This is a genomic window from Pseudomonas sp. NyZ480, assembly GCF_029537255.1.
GTDB classification, from domain to species: Bacteria; Pseudomonadota; Gammaproteobacteria; order Pseudomonadales; family Pseudomonadaceae; genus Aquipseudomonas; species Aquipseudomonas taiwanensis.
Genome location: NZ_CP120626.1, coordinates 3,915,904 through 3,936,787 on the forward strand (window position 1 = coordinate 3,915,904; position 20,884 = coordinate 3,936,787).

A 20,884-nucleotide genomic window follows, 5' to 3' on the forward strand; every position below is an offset into this window, starting at 1 on the left:
GCGAAGAGGCCGGAAGTCTCACTGCACAGGGCCAGCCAGGCCGACTTCACTCACCCCAGGCACTGACGAAGTCGGCCGTTTCCAGCACCGGCGCGGTACGCGGCTCGGTCATCGGGGTACCGACATACAGGTAGCCGACCAACTCTTCGTTCTCGGCCAACCCCAGCCCTTTGAGCACGTGGGCATCGAAGGCCATGTCACCGGTGCGCCACACCGCACCGATTCCCTGGGCATGAGCGGCAATCAGGATGCCATGGGCCGCGCATCCGGCCGCCAGCCGCTGCTCGGACTTGGGCACCTTGAAATGGTCCTGCAGCTTGGCGATGACCACGATCAGCAGCGGCGCGCGCAGCGGCATGGCGCGAGCCTTGTCCAAGGCCGCCTGGCTGGCGTCACCTTTGATTTGCAAGGCTTCGGCGAACAGTTCGCCCAGCTTGTTCCGGCCTTGACCTTCGATGGTCAGGAAGCGCCATGGGCGCAGCTGGCCGTGGTCCGGGGCGCGCAGCGCGGCCTGGAACAGTGCCTCGCGCTGGGCGGCGTTGGGCGCCGGATCAGTCAGGCGTGGCACGGAAACACGGTTGAGCAATGCGTCGAGAGCCTCCATCGGCTACCCTCCTGGCAGTTAAATGTGCGGCCATTCTAGCGTTTACATCACCAGACCCATAGGTAGAATGGCGCCCTTCCGTTCAGAGTCAGAGCAGATCACATGGCGTTGCCGACCTTAAGGATCATTGGTTTCATCATCGGCATCTTCCTCATCACCCTGGCGGTCAGCATGGTCGTCCCCATGGCGACCCTGGTGATTTTCGATCGCACAGGCGACCTGCCGTCATTCCTGTGGTCGAGCCTGATTACCTTCATCGCCGGCCTGGCCATGGTCATCCAAGGCCGCCCTGAGCATGTGCACCTGCGCCCGCGCGACATGTACCTGCTGACGGTCAGCAGTTGGCTGGTGGTGTGCGTATTTGCAGCCCTGCCCTTCCTGCTGACCCAGCACATCAGCTACACGGACGCCTTCTTCGAAAGCATGTCCGGCATCACCGCCACTGGCGCCACGGTCCTCAGCGGCCTGGACACGATGTCGCCGGGCATCCTGATGTGGCGCTCAATGCTGCACTGGCTAGGCGGCATCGGCTTCATCGCCATGGCAGTGGCGATCCTGCCGCTGCTGCGCATCGGGGGCATGCGCCTGTTCCAGACCGAGTCTTCGGACCGCTCCGAAAAGGTAATGCCGCGTTCGCACATGGTGGCCAAGTCGATCGTCATGGTGTACGTCGGCTTCTCGGTGCTAGGCGGCCTGGCATTCTGGTGGGCCGGCATGAGCCCGTTCGACGCGATCAACCATGCCATGTCGGCCATCTCCACCGGCGGGTTCTCGACCTCTGACCAGTCCCTGGCCAAGTGGGATATTCCGGCCGTGCACTGGGTGGCGGTGGTGGTGATGATCCTCGGCAGTCTGCCCTTCACCCTCTACGTCGCTACCCTGCGCGGCAACCGCAAAGCGTTGATCCGCGACCAGCAAGTCCAAGGACTGCTGGGAATGCTGCTGGTCACCTGGCTGGTGCTGGGCACCTGGTACTGGGCCACCACCAACCTGCACTGGCTGGATGCCCTGCGCCATGTGGCGCTGAACGTGACCTCGGTGGTTACCACCACCGGCTTTGCCTTGGGCGACTACAGCCTGTGGGGTAATTTCTCGCTGATGCTGTTCTTCTACCTGGGCTTCGTCGGCGGCTGCTCCGGTTCGACGGCCGGCGGCATCAAGATCTTCCGCTTCCAGGTTGCCTACATCCTGCTCAAGGCCAACCTCAATCAGTTGATCCACCCGCGTGCGGTGATCAAGCAGAAGTACAACGGCCACCGCCTTGACGAAGAAATCGTGCGCTCGATCCTGACGTTCTCGTTCTTCTTCGCCATCACCATCTGCGTCATGGCCCTGTTGCTGTCGCTGCTGGGAGTGGACTGGATGACCGCACTGACCGGTGCAGCGGGCACCGTATCCGGCGTGGGACCTGGCCTGGGCGAGGTGATCGGCCCGTCCGGCAACTATGCCTCGCTGCCGGATGCAGCCAAGTGGATCCTGGCCGGCGGCATGCTGCTGGGGCGCCTGGAAATCATTACGGTGCTGGTGTTGTGTATGCCGGCGTTCTGGCGTCACTGAAAGGTTCGCCTTCCGCTCCTAGCCGGGCGCGATACTCGCTCGGCGTGGTGTCGAACCAACGGCGAAATGCCCGGTAAAAGTTGCTGGGGTCGGCAAAGCCCAGCAGATAGGCAGTTTCCAACAACGTCATGCCCGGCTGTGCCAAGTACTGTTCGGCCAGCTCGCGGCGAGTGTCGTCAAGCAAGGTCTGGAAACTGGTGCCCTCCTCCTGCAGCCGCCGCTGCAAGGTGCGCTGCGACAGGTGCAGGGCCTGGGCAAGGGTTTCACGCTTGGGTTCCCCCTGCGGCAGGATGCGGCATAGCACCTGGCGCACACGGTGCGTCACCCGGCTCTCCGAGAAGCGCGCGAGGTATTCGCCGGCGAAGCGATCATGCAGCACCGCCATCGCTTCATTGGCTGTCGGCAGGGGCGCTTCCATGTCGGCGCGTTCGAACACCAGCGCATCATGGGGCGCGCCGAACACCAGCGGTGAATGGAACGCCACCTTGTACGGCTCGACATCTTTTGGCTGCGGCCCCTGGATCAATACCCGTCGCGGCTGGATTGGCCGCCCGCTGAGCCACTTGCACAGCGCCAGGGCGCACGCCAGCGACGCTTCGGCGCTGTGCCGGGTCGGAGGCAGGTGGTCACCGTGTACGGTAAGAATCAGTGAATAGCCCTCGGGCCCGAGGACGAAGCTCAAGTCGGAACTCTCGGCGATGATTCGCTGGTAACGCACCAGTCGCTGGAAGCCCTCGGCCAGGGTGCGACTGGACATCAGCGCATAGCCCACCACGTGAAATGAAGCCGGGCGCACGACCCGCGCCATGTTCAGGCCAATGGCTTCATTGCCGGACAGCTCCACGGCCAGCTGCCAGAGTCGGGTCATGGAATCTTGAGGAAAGCGTGCGTCAGGGTCGTCCAGGGCGGCAAAATCCAGTCCGAGCTGCTTGAACATGGCCTGACAATCGAGCCCTTCCAGCTCAAGTGCCTTCACAATCCCTGATGCCCAGCTGGCTGACGTGGTTCGTTCACTCATGACAGGCTTCTTATGCTGACCGCTTCGTGCGGTGAACTCCAAGGATACTCAAATGGCGCCTATTGTCACTGGCCGGCCCCGCCAATCACTCTAGACTCGATTCAGGCTCCACGCCGTGTATCCTGTCAAGAAGTGTTAATCCTGGAAGCATAGCCATGACCAGCACAGCGCAGTTTCGCAGTTTTGCCGAGTTCTACCCCTACTACCTGGGCGAGCACAGCAACCCCACCTGCCGGCGCCTGCACTTTGTCGGCACCAGCCTGGTGATCGCCTTGCTGGCGTATACCATCGGCAGCGGCAAATGGTTGCTGTTGTTGGCGGTACCCGTGGCGGGCTACGGCTTTGCCTGGGTCGGGCATTTTTTCTTCGAGCACAATCGGCCGGCGACCTTCAGCCACCCCTTCTACAGCCTGATCGGCGACTTCGTGATGTTCCGCGACATCCTTCTAGGCCGGATCACCTTCTAGAACTCCAGGCCATACCCCGACGCACCTGCTGGAGCCGGCTCGTCGGCGATCGGCTGCCACTCACGCTGGCTCGCGCGACACCGCCATGCGGGCGTTCTGCTGCGCCTCGGCCAGCCGATACAGCGTAATGCTGCCGTCCCAGTGCTCGATCAGCGCTGTACACGACTCGACCCAGTCCCCACAGTTGAGGTACTCCACCTCTCCCACCTTGCGGATCTCGGCATGGTGGATATGCCCGCACACTACCCCGTGAAAACCGCGCCGCGTGCATTCGTGGGCGATCGCATCCTCGAAATCGCTGATGAAGTTCACCGCCCCCTTGACCTTGTGCTTGAGGTACGACGACAGCGACCAGTAACCATAGCCGTATCGCGCCCGCCAGTGATTGAGCCAGCGGTTGAGCACCAGGGTGGTTTCGTACGCGCGGTCACCCAGGAAGGCCAGCCAACGGTGGTAACGCGTGATGACATCGAACTGATCGCCATGAATCACCAGCAGTCGCCGACCATCCGCCGTCAGGTGCTCAGCCTCGTCCACCAGCTGGATATTGCCCAGCAACAGTTTGGAGTAGCGGCGCAGAAATTCGTCGTGGTTGCCGGTCACGTAGACCACTTCGGTACCGCGCTTGCTCATGGTCAGCAGCCGGCGAATGACGTTGGTGTGCGCTTGCGGCCAATAGATGCCTGCACGAAGCTTCCAGCCATCGATGATGTCGCCGACCAGATAGACCTTGTCAGCCTGGTAGCCCTTGAGAAACTGCGACAAGTGCTCGGCCTGGCAGTCCCGGGTGCCCAGGTGGACATCGGAGATCCACAACGTGCGAACGCGCTGTTTACGCGACGGGCGAGAGAGTTCGACAGGGGTCATGGGGCTGGCTCCGGCGCTGTTTGCTGGAGACTGGCAGGCGCAGATGACAGGTTGGTGGCAACGGCATGACGAGTGATGGTGCGACGTGAATCAGGCACAATGAAACCCTGCCCCGCGAGGACCGCCCATGACCGTCGGCCGCATTCTTTCCCTGCGCCATTACCGGCACGACCTGATCGCCCATAGCCACGAGCACCCACAATTGGTGTTCGGCCTGCGCGGCCGTCTTGATTTCGAGGTCCAGGGGCATGGCGCGCGAATCGACCGCCAAGGCCTGATGGTGGTACCTGCCGGTGCCCACCATGCCTGCGGCAGCGATGCCGGCAGCCATTGCCTGGTACTGGATGTACCCGGGGATCATTGGTTGCACGAGCAGCTCGGTGAACACGCCGATGCCAGCCGGCGCCTGCTGGACAACCCCGGCGCGCGGAACCTCGATGCCCGCCAGCAGCAACTGGTGGACTGGCTGGCCAACAGCCCGGTAGACGATCCGCTCATTGCCCGGCAGGGCGCGGTGCTGCTGTTGGCCAGCCTCAACCCCACGGCGGCAGCGGCCATCGCACCCAGCCACCGACTACCTTATGCGGCCTTCGACGCGCACATCGAGCGGCACGCGGCCTATCCGCTGCAGGTCGCCGACTTGGCGCGCCTGGCCGGGCTGTCCAGCGCCCGGCTGCACGCACGCTTCATCGCCGAATGCGGCATGACACCGATGGACTACATTCGCCAGCGCCGGTTGCTCATGGCGCGGCAATTACTCAAGCAGAGTTCGCTCGCGGTGGGCGAAATCGCGGCGCGGGTTGGCTACGGCTCGCAAAGCGCGTTTTCGGCAGCCGTGCTGCGGATGTTCGGGTGCACGCCCCTGGCCTTGCGGCGAGAGCCTGGCGACAAATGACGCGAGGGTCGCGACAGACTAGCGAGAGTCTGGCGTCTTACACTGAACCTGTTCCAATGCCTACAAGGACTGCACGTCACCAGTAGGACCCCGCTCGCCAGCGATAGGGCCGGGGCTGACTTTTCAATTGCTCAAGGACCATCATGAACCACCGCACCGCCCTCGGCGCCCTACACATTGGCGCGCTGTTCTTCGGTCTGACTGGCGTATTCGGCAAGCTCGCTGCCAGCGCCAGCCCGGCGATCATCGTGTTCGGTCGCGCCGCCTTTGCCGTGCTCGCCCTCGCCCTGTTCGCCAGCCTTGCCCGCCAGGGCTGGTACTCGCTCAAAGGCCAGGACATCCGCCGCCTGCTGCTCGGCGGCGTTTTGCTGGCTGGCCACTGGGTAAGCTTCTTCATCGCGGTCAAGGTCGGGGGCGTGGCCATCGCGACACTGGGCTTCGCCAGCTTCCCGGCGTTCACCGTGATACTCGAAGGCCTGCTGTTTCACGAACGTATCCGCCGCAACGAAACGCTACTGGTGCTTTTAGTGAGTATCGGACTGGTGCTGGTCACCCCATCGTTCGACCTTGCCAGCGAGGCCACCGGGGGCCTGCTTTGGGCTTTGCTGTCGGGCTTGCTGTTCTCGCTGCTGTCACTGACCAATCGGGCCGGCTCGGGGCGCTTGCCAGCGGTCCAGGCGGCCTTGTGGCAAAACCTGGTGGTCACCCTGTGCCTGCTACCGGTGGCACTGCCAGGCCTGGCTGCCGTGGCACCGATGGACTGGCTATGGATCGCCCTGCTCGGCATCTTCTGCACAGGCGTCGCCCACAGCCTGTTCGTCGCAAGCCTGGCAGTGATCAAGGCGCGCACCGCCGCCGTGGTGTTCGGCATGGAGCCGGTCTATGGCATCGCCGTGGCCTGGGCGATCTTCGCCGAAACACCCACACCCCGCATGTTGCTAGGCGGCGCACTGATCATCTTCGCCATCGTGCTGTCCAGCCGCCTCGCTGCGCAACAGCCGGCAAGGCAGCGGCCACTGGCCGAAAACACTTGATCAACGATCGTTGTGGCCCAGGTCACGCTGCGGGTCGATCTGATCCCTGACCCGCTGCTTGAGCACCTTGGCCTCGGGGAAGCCACCATCGGCCTTGCGCTCCCAGATCTGCACGCCATCGCAGGTGATCCGGAACACCCCACCGGTACCCGGCTCCAACGCCACCCGCCCCAGGTCGTCGGAAAACGTAGTGAGCAGCTCCTGGGCCAACCAGGCGGCGCGCAGCAGCCACTGGCACTGTGTGCAATAGTTGATAACGATTTCCGGTTTGCTGTTGGCCATGGCGAGGCATCTCCAGGTAAGGGGCCGCTTATACTAGCGGTCTTTACGCCAGTATTTGAGACTCACGATGCGCCGCCTGCTGTTCTGCCTTTTGCTGATGCTCACCTCCGTTACCGCCCTCGCCACCGAGCAAGCCAGGCCCAAGGTTGGCCTGGTGCTCTCCGGTGGCGCCGCCCGTGGCCTGGCTCACATTGGCGTACTCAAGGCCCTGGAGGAACAGGGCGTACGCATCGATGCCATTGCCGGCACCAGCATGGGCGCGGTGATCGGCGGTTTGTATGCCTCGGGCTACAGCGTTCAGGAGCTGGAGAAACTGGCCACCACACTCGACTGGCAACAGGCGTTGTCCGACGCCCCACCGCGCAAGGACGTGCCGTTTCGCCGCAAACAGGACGACCGCGACTTTCTGGTCAAACAGAAACTGAGCTTTCGCGACGACGGTAGCATCGGCCTGCCCTTGGGCGTGATCCAGGGCCAGAACCTGTCCCTGCTGCTGGAAAGCAAACTGGCCCACACTGCCGACACCCGCGACTTCGACAAACTGCCGATCCCTTTCCGCGCCGTGGCCACCGACATCGCCAGCGGCGAGAAAGTGGTGTTCCGCCGTGGCCATCTGCCCCAGGTGATCCGTGCCAGCATGTCGATACCCGCGGTGTTCGCGCCTGTCGAGCTGGACGGACGCCTGCTGGTGGACGGCGGCATGGTCGACAACATCCCCGTGGATGTGGCCCGCGACATGGGCGTGGACCTGGCCATCGTCGTGGACATCGGTACTCCACTACGTGACCGCAAACAGCTGGCCACGGTGGTCGATGTGCTCAACCAGTCGATCACCCTGATGACCCGGCGCAATTCCGAGGAGCAACTGGCCAGCCTGCACCGCGACGACATCCTGATCCAGCCGCCGCTGGCTGCCTATGGCGTCACCGACTTCGGCCGCGCCCATGACATGATCGACGCGGGCTACCGCGCCACCCGCCTGCTCGATTCGCGCCTGGCCAGCCTACGCCAGCCCGACGGCGATGCAGGCCTGGCCGCGGCCCGCTCGCCCCGCCAGCGCACGCCGGTCATTACCCGGATTCGGATAGAGAACGACGCCAAGGTCAGCGACGAGGTCATTCGTTCCTACATCCGCCAGCCGATCGGCGCGCCTCTGGAGCTGGACCGTCTGCAAACCGACATGGGCACCTTGTATGGCCTGGACTACTTCGACCGGGTGCAGTACCGCGTGGTGCACAAGGGCGACGATAATACCCTGGTGATCAACGCCCGCGGGAAACGTAGCGGCACCGACTACCTGCGCCTGGGCCTTAACCTGTCGGATGACCTGCGTGGCGACAGTGCCTTCAACCTGGGCGCCAGCTATCGGGTCAACGGTATCAACAGCCTGGGTGCCGAATGGCTGACCCGCGCACAGATCGGCGACCTGCAGGAGCTTTACAGTGAGTTCTACCAACCGCTGGACGTGGGTTCACGTTACTTCGTGGCGCCGTACCTGGACTTCGGCTCGCAGAACATCGAGGCGACGCTGGACAACGACCCCATCGCTGAATACCGCCTCGAACGTTATGGTTTCGGCCTGAATGTCGGCCGTCAGATCAGCACCAATGGCGAAGTGCGCCTGGGCGTGGGCAAGGCCTGGGGCGAAGCTGACGTGCGCGTCGGCGACCAGGACCTGCCCAAGGTCAGCTTCAACGAGGGCTTCTATGAACTGAAGTACTCGTTCGACACACTCGACAATGTGTACTTCCCTCACCACGGCGAAGATATTGGCCTGACCTTGCGCAAGTATGATGCCTCGCTGGATTCGGACCAGGACTACAGGCAATGGCAGTTCAACCTGGACAAAGCCATGAGCAGCGGGCCGAATACCTGGGTGCTGGGCGGCCGCTACGGGCGCACGCTGGATGACGCCGAAGTGGTCACCTCGAGTTTCGTCATCGGTGGTGCGCGACAGCTCTCGGGCTTTCGGCAGGACTCGGTGTCAGGGCAGAACATCAGCCTCCTGCGCATGGTCTACTACCGTCGCCTGACGCCCAGGGCCTATGTGCCGTTGGATTTCCCGCTGTACATCGGCGGCTCGCTGGAGCGTGGCCGAGCCTGGAACAACGACAATGAATTCGACAGTGGCTACATCAATGCGGCGAGCATCTTCCTGGGGCTGGAGACACCGCTGGGGCCGCTGAATTTGAGTTACGGGGCGAACGATGCGCATCAGAAGGCGGTGTATCTGAACCTGGGGCATACCTTCTGACGCGCCAGGGCCGCGCTGCAGCCCAATCGCCAGCAAGCCGGCGCCTGCATTTGCCTAGGGGTCAGGACTTTTCGAGGTTCGCCAGAATCTTCGCATGCACGCGCATGCACACTTCCAGGTCCGCTTCCTCCACCCCGGTGAACAGCTCCTGGCGCAAGGCATTGGCGATGGTTTCGATCTGGTCGATCAGCGGTTTGGCCGGTGGGCACAGCAGAATCTTCTTCGCACGCCGGTCCTCCATCACCGCCTGACGGCGCACCAGCCCCTGGCTTTCCAGACTATCGAGCAGACGCGCCAAGGTCGGCCCTTCGACCCCGACACTCTGGGCCAGCTCACGCTGGGTGGGAGCTTCGTCGAAACGCGCCAGATGCAGCAACACCAGCCACCGAGCCTGGGACAAGTTGAGCCCGGCCAGGCGGCGGTCCAGTTCGGCACGCCAACCCCGGGACATCTGGGCCAGCTGCATGCCAAAACGGTGTTGGTTGTCGGTCAGGGGCATAAGCAACTCATTGACTAGAACTAATTATTAGTCAGCTAACCATGCTCGCTGCCATCAAGCAAGGCTGCGCCGCGCGGAAACGTCCGATTATCGTCAAAAAGCATGACAAAGGTCAGCCGTTGGGCGAAATGCCTGCGATCAGAGCTCGAACTCCGCCGCCAGCGCCGCCCGGACGCAATAGAGCACCCCCTCCGGCACCCGCGCCCCGAACATTGGCGCAATCGCAGACACCGGAGGCAACTCGCCCTCACCGTCGAGAAAGGCGTCCTGAACTTCCATGAGCAGGTCTTCGGGAAGATCCAGGGCCTGCTCCAGGCTCAGTTCCTGACGACCCAGCGCTTCGGCCAGGAGGCTATAGACGTTCTTCTCGCTGCAGTTGAGCTGGCCGGCGATTTGCGCAGGTGTCATGCCGGCACGGGCCAGGCTGACCAGTTCGTGGCGCAAGTCGAGCACCACCTTCGGCGCCTCAGCCGTGCCGCCCGCGCCATTGAGCACCTCGAGGAAGGCCTGGCCGTAGCGCTCCAGTTTACGCGCACCGACGCCGCTGACCTGGGCCATGTCGCTGAGGCTGGCAGGCTGGCTGCGCAGCATCTCCAGCAGCGTCGAGTCGGGAAAGATGACATAAGGTGGCACGCTGTGCTCCTCGGCCAGCTTGCGCCGCAACGTGCGCAGCGCTTCCCACAGCTCGCGCTCCTCGGCGCGCACCAGTTGGCTGGCAGGGCTGCCAGCGCTGGAGGACGTCTTGGCCACCGTCTGGGGCTTGAGGTCGCGGCGCAACTGCAAGGTCACTTCGCCGCGCAGCAGGGGCCTGCAGCTGTCGGACAGACGCAAACCGCCATAACCCTCCAGGTCGATGTCCACCAACCCGCGTGCGACCAGTTGACGGAACAGCGAACGCCACTCGGCCTCGGCCAGCGCCTTGCCTACCCCGAACACCGAAAGTTTCTCGTGGCCGAAGTTGCGCACCTTTTCGGTGTCCTTGCCCAGCAAGACATCCACCAGATGACCGACACCGTAGCGCTGACCTGTGCGAAATACCGTCGACAGCGCCTGGCGCGCCGGTTCCGTGGCATCCCAGGTCTGAACCTGGTCGACGCAGTTGTCGCAATGGCCACATGGCTGCTCGAGGATTTCATCGAAATAAGCCAGCAGGGCCTGACGCCGGCAGCGGGTTTCTTCACACAGGGCCAGCATCGCGTCGAGCTTGTGCTGCTCGATGCGCTTGTGGCGTTCGTCGCCCTCGGAGTTCTGCAGCATCTGCTTGAGCATCACCATGTCCTGCAGGCCGTACGCCATCCAGGCGTCGGACGGCAACCCGTCACGGCCGGCGCGGCCGGTTTCCTGGTAGTAGGCTTCAAGCGACTTTGGCAGGTCCAGGTGAGCCACGAAACGCACGTTGGGCTTGTCGATGCCCATGCCGAAAGCAATGGTGGCGACCATGATCAACCCTTCCTCGTTGAGGAAGCGGTGCTGGTTGGCTGCCCGTGTCTCGGCAGCCAGGCCGGCGTGATACGGCAGCGCCGGGAAGCCCTGCTCACACAGGAAGGCAGCGGTTTCGTCGACCTTCTTGCGCGACAGGCAGTAGACGATGCCAGCGTTGCCACGACGCTCGCCCAGGAATGCCATCAGCTGCTTGCGCGGCGCCTCCTTAGGGACGATACGGTAGAAGATGTTCGGCCGGTCGAAACTCGACAGGAAACGTTCAGCCCCCTGCAGGTGCAGGCGCTGGACGATTTCCTCCCGGGTGCGCATGTCGGCGGTGGCCGTCAGCGCAATGCGCGGTACATGCGGGAACAATTCGGCCAACTGGCCCAGTTGCAGGTATTCAGGGCGGAAGTCATGGCCCCACTGCGAAACGCAATGGGCCTCGTCGATGGCGAACAGGGCGATGTCCAGGCCTCGCAGGAACTCCAGCATGCGCGGCTGTACCAGACGTTCAGGCGCCAGGTAGAGCATCTTCACTTCGCCGCGGCGCAAACGCCCGGCCAGGTCGCGCTGCTGCTCGGGGCTCAAGGTCGAATTCAGCGCGGCGGCCGCAACGCCCAGCTCATCGAGAGTAGCGACCTGATCGTCCATCAGCGCGATCAGGGGCGACACCACCACAGTCAAGCCCGTGCGCAGCAATCCGGGCACCTGGAAACACAGCGACTTGCCGCCACCGGTGGGCATCAGCACCAAGGCATCGCCACCTTTGGCCACGCATTCGATGATCGCGGCCTGACGCCCGCGGAAACTGTCGTAGCCGAAGATATCCTTGAGAACGCGCTGAGCCTGTTCGAGCATGTGCAACTCCACCAATCGCCGTACCATCCTGGACACAGGCTGGACGAAAAACCCGCTGCGCACACAGCAAATGCGTAAGCGGCTTTTGCCAGATGACCGGGAAAACCCGCCCCTGGATGAAAAATCGCGGAGTATACCGCAGTGCATCGTGGCACAGGGTGCCCTGGTGACAGACGTTCCCTTTGCACCGTCGCCGCTGCAAGGTGCTAGAATTCACTATCGTTTATTCCCCAAGGTAGCCCTGTAATGTCCTTCGCCGAGCAACTGACCCGCCTGCAAGCCTTCCTCGACGCCGATGAGCTGCACGAAGAAGCGCTGGACTACGTCGCCGCCCATGGCTACCTGACCGCGCTGTCGATCTGCTCGGAAGAAGTGCCCGAGCGCGAATGGATCGACGCGCTGTTCGCCGAAGAGCCCCATTACGCCAGCGATGCCCAGCGCACCGAGATCGAGGCGACCCTGGTGGCACTCAAGGCCCACATCGCCCGCCAGTTGGCCAGCGACGAAGAGTTCGACCTGCCGTGCGACCTGGACCTGACCGATGAGCCGGATGACTCCGACCTGCGTGGCTGGTGCATCGGGTTCATGGAAGGCGTCTTCCTGCGCGAGGAAGCCTGGTTCGAAAACGCCGAAGAAGAAGTCAGCGAGATGCTGCTGCCGATCATGGTCGGCTCTGGCCTGTTCGACGAGCAGCCCGAGTTCAGCGACATTGCCAGTAACGCCAACCTGCAGGACGACATGATCGTGCAGATTCCCGAGGCGCTGAGTGCATTGTTCCTGCTGCTGCACGCACCTGACGAGAAGCCGGCACTGCTCAAGCCACGCCACCACTGAGTCGGTCATGCGCTACCTGCTGCTGGCCATTGGCTGGCTCAGCGTTGCGCTCGGGGTGTTGGGGATCTTCCTCCCGGTGCTGCCCACCACCCCGTTCCTCCTGCTGGCAGCAGCCTGCTTCGCCCGTAGTTCGCCGCGCTTTCACGACTGGCTGATCAACCATCCTACGCTGGGGCCGTGGATTCGAGATTACCTGAGCGGCGAAGGCATTCCGCTCAAGGGCAAGGTCTATGCGATCGGCTTGATGTGGGCGAGCATCAGCCTGTCCTGTTACCTGGTACCGCTGTTCTGGGCACGCGCTTTCATGCTGACCAGCGCGGTGTTGGTCAGCGTGTACATCCTCAAACAGAAGACCCTGCGCCGGCCTGGTTGAGGACTGCGTGGCTGGCTCCCGAGGACCGCTGCGCGCTCCCTTTCGCGACGCAAGGCCGCTCCCACGAGAAACAGCCAAGCCCACCATCCCGTCATTACCGCCGCGCACGTACCGACAGCGAATGCGCCCGCCAAGCACCGCACTGTTGTCTGTGGGACCCAAACGGCCCCAGCAATCCGACCACGCCAGTCATTTCACACGGTATCCACCTTCAGCGAATGATCATTGAGCATGCCATTGATGATCGTCGCTGTGTCCGGCCCCGCCGAAATCACGCCGCCCGCCCCCGCTGTCACGCCATAATGCTGGGCCAGATCCACCCCCGCCAAATCGATGGTCTGGGTGGGTGGCGCCCCCGCCACACTGCTGACTTCGATGGTTGAAACCACATTCGTGCCCGTACCACTGACCTTGAAGTGCAAGTAGTCATCCAGTGACGCCGCAGTAGCATGCTCGCCCTGCAACAACTGCGACAGGTCGAGATGGTCACTGCCCGGCGTGAAGTCGGTGACCGTATCGTGGCCTGCGTCGCCCTTGTGCCAGACGAAGGTGTCGTTGCCAATGCCGCCCGTCAGCGTGTCGTTGCCTGGGCCGCCGATGAGGGTGTCTTGGCCACTGCCCCCGTTGAGCATATCGTTGCCCAAACCTCCATCCAGCACATTGTCACCGCTGCTGCCGATCAGCGTATCGCCATAATCCGAGCCAATCAGGTTCTCGATACGCGCCAGGGTATCGACCCCAGCCCCATCTGTGTTCTGGGCACCATCCATGCTCAGGTTCACAGTGATCGGTCCGGTAGCGCTGGCATAGCTGGCGGTGTCGATACCATTGCCGCCATCGAGCACGTCATTGCCCGCGCCGCCGATCAACAGGTCATCGCCATTACCTCCGTACAGACTGTCATTGCCTGCCCCGCCCACCAGCACATCGTGCCCGTTGTTGCCGTTCAGGGTGTCGTTGCCCTCCCCGGCCAACAACACATCGTTGGCTGACGACCCATTGTGCGTCGCGTTGCCCTGGTAGGTGAGGTCGAGCGTACCGCTGGCACCACTGCCGTGGTGCTCACTCATCGTGTATCCGCTGTGCTGGGCCCCGTTTTCAGCATTGGCATAGTCGACCACCAGGCTCAGCTTGTAATTTTCGGCCGCCTTGCTGTTGCCAGACGCGTTGGATGGGTTGACCAGGTGGATGCTGTAAACCCCGTCATGGCTGGCAGTAAAGCTGCCGCCGTCGGCAACAGGCTGGTAGCTGCCGCCGGCATCCTTCCATTCCATGGTCAAGTTGCCGTCCGGGCGGTCATGGTCCAGCTTCAAGGTTTCGCCCTTGCGCAAGCTGACGGTAAACACATCTTCGGCGTTAGCATTGCCAACCGGGCCCAGGTAGCCAAGCACCACCAGTGCAGCGGTCATGACGCCAGGCGTAGTGATGAACGCACTGCGATCCAAAGCCTTGACCTGGCTTTCGAACACCAGGCTGTTGTTGCCATTCTTGTCTTGACCCGAGCCATTGCCAAGCGTTTGGACGCCTTCATCCCCGCACACCTGCCCGTTCTTGTCCTGTACGTTGATGGTGATGGTCGTGGTGCTTTCATCACCGTCGGCGTCGCGGATGGTGTAGACAAAGGTGTCAGTAGCGCCGGCTTTTGAGACGCTGTTGGAATAGGCGTGGTAGACGCCATTGCCATCGGCATCGAGGGTCAAGTAGCCATATTGGCCATTGACGTTGGTCCCCACTCCACCACTGGCCGAGGTGGAGGTATCGTGGCCTGCACGCACGCCAACCACATACTTGCCGTCGCCCAAGGTATCGGCACCGACTACATCATTCCACAGCACGTTCCCCGTCACCGAGCTACCTTCGTACACCGAGACAGTGTCGCAGTGGGCTTTCGGTACATCGTCGACGACAGTGATGACGATGGTGCTCGTCACGCTATTGCCCAGCGCATCGGTGGCCTTGTAGGTGAAATGCTCGACCGTTTGCTCGGCACCGGGCGTATTGGCAGGGGACGTCAGGTTGTAGGTGTAGGTGCCATCCGGGTTGACCTGGATATGGCCGTACTGGCCGGTGGCGTTGCCAACGAGGCTGTAGGTCAAAGGGCCGACACCACCACTGACCGACCCGACCAGGCTGCCGGACGCCGTTTCGGCGGTCGACGCCGGATTGCTGCCGGTGTTCAAGGCATTTTCGTACACCGTAATGTCGCCATCCTTGCACGCCACCAGGCAAACGCCCTGCACGTTGATGGTGATGGTCGCGGTGCTTTCATCGCCATCGGCATCGCGGATGGTGTAGACGAAGGTATCCGTCGCTCCAGAGCCTGCCACGCTGTCGGGGTAAGCGTGGTAGACGCCATTGCCGTTGGCATCCAGGGTCAGGTAACCGTACTGGCCGTTGATGTTGGAACCGAGTCCACCACTGGCCGAGGTGGAGGTATCGCTGCCGGCGCGTACACCGACCACGTATTTGCCATCGCCCAGGGTGTCGGCGCCGAAAGTGTCGTTGTACAGCACGTTGCCGGTCACCGTGCCGCCTTCGTGAACGGCGGCAGAGTCGGCAACTGCCTTCGGTACATCGTCGACGACAGTGATGACGATGGTGCTCGTCACGCTATTGCCCAGCGCATCGGTGGCCTTGTAGGTGAAATGCTCGACCGTTTGCTCGGCACCGGGCGTATTGGCAGGGGACGTCAGGTTGTAGGTGTAGGTGCCATCCGGGTTGACCTGGATATGGCCGTACTGGCCGGTGGCGTTGCCAACGAGGCTGTAGGTCAATGGGCCGACACCACCACTGACCGACCCGACCAGGCTGCCGGACGCCGTTTCGGCGGTCGACGCCGGATTGCTGCCGGTGTTCAAGGCATTTTCGTACACCGCAATGTCGCCATCCTTGCACGCCACCAGGCAGACGCCCTGCACGTTGATGGTGATGGTCGCGGTGCTTTCATCGCCATCGGCATCGCGGATGGTGTAGACGAAGGTATCCGTCGCTCCAGAGCCTGCCACGCTGTCGGGGTAAGCGTGGTAAACGCCATTGCCGTTGGCATCCAGGGTCAGGTAACCGTACTGGCCGTTGATGTTGGAACCGAGTCCACCACTGGCCGAGGTGGAGGTATCGCTGCCGGCGCGTACACCGACCACGTATTTGCCATCGCCCAGGGTGTCGGCGCCGAAAGTGTCGTTGTATAGCACGTTGCCGGTCACCGTGCCGCCTTCGTGAACGGCGGCAGAGTCGGCAACTGCCTTCGGTACATCGTCGACGACAGTGATGACGATGGTGCTCGTCACGCTATTGCCCAGCGCATCGGTGGCCTTGTAGGTGAAATGCTCGACCGTTTGCTCGGCACCGGGCGTATTGGCAGGGGACGTCAGGTTGTAGGTGTAGGTGCCATCCGGGTTGACCTGGATATGGCCGTACTGGCCGGTGGCGTTGCCAACGAGGCTGTAGGTCAATGGGCCGACACCACCACTGACCGACCCGACCAGGCTGCCGGACGCCGTTTCGGCGGTCGACGCCGGATTGCTGCCGGTGTTCAAGGCATTTTCGTACACCGTAATGTCGCCATCCTTGCACGCCACCAGGCAAACGCCCTGCACGTTGATGGTGATGGTCGCGGTGCTTTCATCGCCATCGGCATCGCGGATGGTGTAGACGAAGGTATCCGTCGCTCCAGAGCCTGCCACGCTGTCGGGGTAAGCGTGGTAAACGCCATTGCCGTTGGCATCCAGGGTCAGGTAACCGTACTGGCCGTTGATGTTGGAACCGAGTCCACCACTGGCCGAGGTGGAGGTATCGCTGCCGGCGCGTACACCGACCACGTACTTGCCATCGCCCAGGGTGTCGGCGCCGAAAGTGTCGTTGTACAGCACGTTGCCGGTCACCGTGCCGCCTTCGTGAACGGCGGCAGAGTCGGCGACTGCCTTGGGCACGTCGTCGACGATGTTCACATCCAGGCTGCCAGTGGCGGTGCTGCCATCGACGTCCTTGGCGATGACCTGGAAGTGCTCGCTGAAGCTGTTGGTGCCATCGCCATTGGCGTGGCTTTCATTGTCCGTCAGGGTGTAGCTGTAGCTGACTACACCGGTAGCGGGATCATAGCCGGTGATGGTCAGGGTATGCCCCTCCGGGGTCACCACCGATTGCGGGAAGCCGGCAGGCACGCCACCGGTGACCACGGCGATACCGCCCACGCTCAGGCTCTGCAGGCCATCCGGCGCCGTGACCTTGAACGTGCCCTGCTGGGTCAGTTCCGACGCATTGGGCGCCGAGCCATCGCCCAGATGTTTCTCGTAGACGTTCAGCTCACCACCCTGTACCTCCAATCCATCGAGTGTCACCGGGTCGTTGAGGTTGCTGATGTTCAGGGTCAAAGTCGCGGAACTGGTGTCGCCGTCGGCGTCCTTGATCGTGTAGGTGAAGTGCTCGAGACCATTACCGCCACCCCCCAGGTTCTTGAAGTCCGGGTCGTTGGTGTTGAGCGTATAGGTGTAGGAGCCGTCTGCGGCCAGTACCAACGTGCCGTAGGTACCGGTGAAGGTACCGGCGATGACCGGGCCGCCGACCACACGGTCGGCACCTTGCACGTCATTGCCCAGCACGTTGCCGGTCAGCGCGGTGTGCTGCTCGGTGGCAGTGACGGCGTTGCTGTCGTCATAAGCCTTGGGTAGGTCGTCGACGATTGTGATTGCGATAGTGCTGGTGACGCTGTTGCCCAGCGCGTCGGTAGCCTTGTAGGTGAAGTGCTCGACCGTTTGCTCAGCACCGGGCGTATTGGCGGGTGACGTCAGGGTGTACGTGTAGGTGCCGTCCGGGTTGATCTGGATCTGGCCGAACTGCCCTGACGCATTGCCAACCAGGCTGTAGGTCAATGCCCCAATGCCACCGCTGACCGAGCCGACCAGGGTGCCGGATGCTGTTTCACCAGTTGAACTCGGATGGCTGCCAATGACTGTCCCGGGGGCAAGATCGTTGCCGTCCTTGCTGGTGTCCAAGGCATTTTCGTACACCGTAATGTCGCCATCCTTGCACGCCACCAGGCAAACGCCCTGCACGTTGATGGTGATGGTCGCAGTGCTTTCATCGCCATCGGCATCGCGGATGGTGTAGACGAAGGTATCCGTCGCTCCAGAGCCTGCCACGCTGTCGGGGTAAGCGTGGTAGACGCCATTGCCGTTGGCATCCAGGGTCAGGTAACCGTACTGGCCGTTGATGTTGGAACCGAGTCCACCACTGGCCGAGGTGGAGGTATCGCTGCCGGCGCGCACACCGACCACGTACTTGCCATCGCCCAGGGTGTCGGCGCCAAAAGTGTCGTTGTACAGCACGTTGCCGGTCACCGTGCCGCCTTCGTGAACGGCGGCAGAGTCGGCAACTGCCTTGGGCACGTCGTCGACGATGTTCACATCCAGGCTGCCAGTGGCGGTGCTGCCATCGACGTCCTTGGCGATGACCTGGAAGTGCTCGCTGAAGCTGTTGGTGCCATCGCCATTGGCGTGGCTTTCATTGTCCGTCAGGGTGTAGCTGTAGCTGACTACACCGGTAGCGGGATCATAGCCGGTGATGGTCAGGGTATGCCCCTCCGGGGTCACCACCGATTGCGGGAAGCCGGCAGGCACGCCACCGGTGACCACGGCGATACCGCCCACGCTCAGGCTCTGCAGGCCATCCGGCGCCGTGACCTTGAACGTGCCCTGCTGGGTCAGTTCCGACGCATTGGGCGCCGAGCCATCGCCCAGATGTTTCTCGTAGACGTTCAGCTCACCACCCTGTACCTCCAATCCATCGAGTGTCACCGGGTCGTTGAGGTTGCTGATGTTCAGGGTCAAAGTCGCGGAACTGGTGTCGCCGTCGGCGTCCTTGATCGTGTAGGTGAAGTGCTCGAGACCATTACCGCCACCCCCCAGGTTCTTGAAGTCCGGGTCGTTGGTGTTGAGCGTATAGGTGTAGGAGCCGTCTGCGGCCAGTACCAACGTGCCGTAGGTACCGGTGAAGGTACCGGCGATGACCGGGCCGCCGACCACACGGTCGGCACCTTGCACGTCGTTGCCCAGCACGTTGCCGGTCAGCTCGGTGTGCTGCTCGGTGGCAGTGACGGCGTTGCTGTCGTCATAAGCCTTGGGCACGTCGTCGACGATGTTCACATCCAGGCTGCCAGTGGCGGTGCTGCCATCGACGTCCTTGGCGATGACCTGGAAGTGCTCGCTGAAGCTGTTGGTGCCATCGCCATTGGCGTGGCTTTCATTGTCCGTCAGGGTGTAGCTGTAGCTGACCACACCGGTGGCAGGATCATAGCCGGTGATGGTCAGGGTATGCCCCTCCGGGGTCACCACCGATTGCGGGAAGCCGGCAGGCACGCCACCGGTGACCACGGCGATACCGCCCACGCTCAGGCTCTGCAGGCCATCCGGCGCCGTGACCTTGAACGTGCCCTGCTGGGTCAGTTCTGACGCATTGGGCGCCGAGCCATCGCCCAGGTGTTTCTCGTAGACATTCAGCTCACCACCCTGCACCTCCAATCCATCGAGTGTCACCGGGTCGTTGAGGTTGCTGATGTTCAGGGTCAAAGTCGCGGAACTGGTGTCGCCGTCGGCGTCCTTGATCGTGTAGGTGAAGTGCTCGAGACCATTACCGCCACCCCCCAGGTTCTTGAAGTCCGGGTCGTTGGTGTTGAGCGTATAGGTGTAGGAGCCGTCTGCGGCCAGTACCAACGTGCCGTAGGTACCGGTGAAGGTACCGGCGATGACCGGGCCGCCGACCACACGGTCGGCACCTTGCACGTCGTTGCCCAGCACGTTGCCGGTCAGCGCGGTGTGCTGCTCGGTGGCAGTGACGGCGTTGCTGTCGTCATGAGCCTTGGGCGCATCGTCACGGATGTTCACATCCAACGAACCTTGCGCAATGTCGCCGTCGCGGTCACTCACCAGAACCGGGAAATGTTCGTGCACCGTGCGAACCCCTTCGCCAGTGCCATGCTGCTCGGCCCCGGTAAGGGTGTAGCTGTAGGTCACCACACCGGTGGTAGGATTGTAACCGGTAATGGTCAGGAGGTTCCCCTGAGCGGTGATGATGGATTGGCCAACGCCTGTGACAACGCCAGCGGTCACGACATTGATGCCACCCACACTGAGATTGAACACGCCATCCTGCGCCACCACGGTGAAACTGCCGGATTGGGTCAACGCGGAAGGGTCACTGGCCGATCCGTCGGCGAGGTTGGCTTCGCTGAAAGTCAGTTCGCTCGGTGCAAGATCCAACCCCTGCAGTTCGACAGGATTGTTCTCATCCTGCGGCGGCGTGGGCCGCAGCACATCACCATTGTCATCACTGCTGGGATCCGTCCCGGCAATCTCGCGCGTGGCCAGCTCGGGAATTAAATTGAAACCTGCCGTTGGGAAGCCGACCGTTGGGTCGACCCGCGCGGCCACCTCGGTCAACATCACGAAGCTGTGGCCGCCGCCCAGGGCGCCGGGTGCGCCACTACTGGATGGGCCAGCAGCCGTGGCTTCGGCGGACTGGGTAGGGTCATCGCCTGCGGCAATGGCCTGCTGAATGCGTTCTACATCACTGAGCTGCGCATCACTCGGCGCCGTGCCGTGGTCCTGGGCGTGAGGCGCCTGGTTGGCCAGCAGGTCGGAGGTCATGGTCAGGCTGCTGTCACGCCCCAGGGTCAGCTCGGCGCCATTGTGCAAACGCACGGCCACGGCCCCGGCTGCGCCAGTTTCCAATTGCTCGCCGGCAAACAGGCGGTCGCCCTCCACCAAGGGCCGTCGCCCACCGTCGCTGCCGACCGCGAACACCTGCCCGACCACCTTGCTGACCACACCGACTAACTTAGCCATGAGCGCACGCCTCCCCTAACCGATAGGCTTTTACAGCCAATGACAGGGCGCAGCGCAGATCAAGGAGTCGAGCTCAAGC

14 protein-coding genes are annotated in these 20,884 nt (G+C 62.7%); 7 read left to right on the forward strand and 7 right to left on the reverse strand.

Annotation, left to right across the window (positions count from 1 at the left end; all coding sequences use genetic code 11):
* Positions 1 to 46 precede the first annotated feature (46 nt).
* On the reverse strand, positions 47 to 604 hold the full coding sequence (locus P3R38_RS17965; RefSeq protein WP_277686473.1) for a nitroreductase family protein: 558 nt from the start codon (positions 602 to 604) through the stop codon (positions 47 to 49).
* Between the two features lie 102 nt (positions 605 to 706).
* On the opposite strand from P3R38_RS17965, the gene P3R38_RS17970 reads away from it, so the two are divergent.
* The gene (locus P3R38_RS17970) at positions 707 to 2,161 is read left to right on the forward strand and encodes a TrkH family potassium uptake protein (protein ID WP_023381623.1); all 1,455 of its coding nucleotides are present in this window, start codon (positions 707 to 709) and stop codon (positions 2,159 to 2,161) included.
* Here the strand turns inward: P3R38_RS17970 and P3R38_RS17975 are convergent.
* On the reverse strand, positions 2,118 to 3,179 hold the full coding sequence (locus tag P3R38_RS17975; protein WP_023381624.1) for an AraC family transcriptional regulator: 1,062 nt from the start codon (positions 3,177 to 3,179) through the stop codon (positions 2,118 to 2,120). The two genes, P3R38_RS17970 and P3R38_RS17975, sit on opposite strands and share 44 nt — an antisense overlap.
* Before the next feature lie 155 nt (positions 3,180 to 3,334).
* Between P3R38_RS17975 and P3R38_RS17980 the strand changes: the two genes are divergently transcribed.
* Complete coding sequence (locus P3R38_RS17980; protein WP_023381625.1) at positions 3,335 to 3,646, forward strand: DUF962 domain-containing protein; 312 nt, start codon at positions 3,335 to 3,337, stop codon at positions 3,644 to 3,646.
* Positions 3,647 to 3,706: 60 nt separating this feature from the next.
* Here the strand turns inward: P3R38_RS17980 and P3R38_RS17985 are convergent, their stop codons facing one another.
* Positions 3,707 to 4,513, reverse strand: a complete 807-nt coding sequence (locus P3R38_RS17985; RefSeq protein WP_277686474.1) for a UDP-2,3-diacylglucosamine diphosphatase — start codon at positions 4,511 to 4,513, stop codon at positions 3,707 to 3,709.
* Between the two features lie 127 nt (positions 4,514 to 4,640).
* Between P3R38_RS17985 and P3R38_RS17990 the strand changes: the two genes are divergently transcribed.
* Both P3R38_RS17990 and P3R38_RS17995 read left to right on the forward strand, forming a co-directional pair.
* Positions 4,641 to 5,408, forward strand: coding sequence for an AraC family transcriptional regulator (locus P3R38_RS17990; protein WP_277686475.1), 768 nt, complete (start codon positions 4,641 to 4,643; stop codon positions 5,406 to 5,408).
* A 143-nt stretch (positions 5,409 to 5,551) separates the two neighbouring features.
* Complete coding sequence (locus tag P3R38_RS17995) at positions 5,552 to 6,442, forward strand: DMT family transporter (RefSeq protein ID WP_277686476.1); 891 nt, start codon at positions 5,552 to 5,554, stop codon at positions 6,440 to 6,442.
* On the opposite strand, the gene P3R38_RS18000 is transcribed toward P3R38_RS17995, so the two are convergent.
* Positions 6,443 to 6,724: a SelT/SelW/SelH family protein gene (locus tag P3R38_RS18000; RefSeq protein ID WP_023381629.1), complete on the reverse strand. Its 282-nt coding sequence runs from the start codon at positions 6,722 to 6,724 to the stop codon at positions 6,443 to 6,445. It abuts the gene before it with no gap.
* 67 nt (positions 6,725 to 6,791) lie between these two features.
* On the opposite strand from P3R38_RS18000, the gene P3R38_RS18005 reads away from it, so the two are divergent.
* The gene (locus P3R38_RS18005; protein ID WP_023381630.1) at positions 6,792 to 8,978 is read left to right on the forward strand and encodes a patatin-like phospholipase family protein; all 2,187 of its coding nucleotides are present in this window, start codon (positions 6,792 to 6,794) and stop codon (positions 8,976 to 8,978) included.
* Between the two features lie 61 nt (positions 8,979 to 9,039).
* On the opposite strand, the gene P3R38_RS18010 is transcribed toward P3R38_RS18005, so the two are convergent.
* Complete coding sequence (locus P3R38_RS18010; RefSeq protein ID WP_023381631.1) at positions 9,040 to 9,477, reverse strand: MarR family transcriptional regulator; 438 nt, start codon at positions 9,475 to 9,477, stop codon at positions 9,040 to 9,042.
* 138 nt (positions 9,478 to 9,615) lie between these two features.
* A complete protein-coding gene (gene recQ, locus P3R38_RS18015) occupies positions 9,616 to 11,760 on the reverse strand; it encodes a DNA helicase RecQ (protein ID WP_023381632.1) in 2,145 nt (714 codons plus the stop codon).
* Positions 11,761 to 12,006: 246 nt separating this feature from the next.
* On the opposite strand from recQ, the gene P3R38_RS18020 reads away from it, so the two are divergent.
* A complete protein-coding gene (locus P3R38_RS18020) occupies positions 12,007 to 12,594 on the forward strand; it encodes a YecA family protein (RefSeq protein ID WP_023381633.1) in 588 nt (195 codons plus the stop codon).
* A gap of 7 nt (positions 12,595 to 12,601) precedes the next feature.
* Entirely contained in the window at positions 12,602 to 12,967 is a 366-nt protein-coding gene (locus P3R38_RS18025) for a YbaN family protein (RefSeq protein WP_023381634.1), read from the forward strand.
* Positions 12,968 to 13,161: 194 nt separating this feature from the next.
* On the opposite strand, the gene P3R38_RS18030 is transcribed toward P3R38_RS18025, so the two are convergent.
* Positions 13,162 to 20,805, reverse strand: coding sequence for a retention module-containing protein (locus P3R38_RS18030; RefSeq protein ID WP_277686477.1), 7,644 nt, complete (start codon positions 20,803 to 20,805; stop codon positions 13,162 to 13,164).
* Positions 20,806 to 20,884 lie beyond the last annotated feature (79 nt).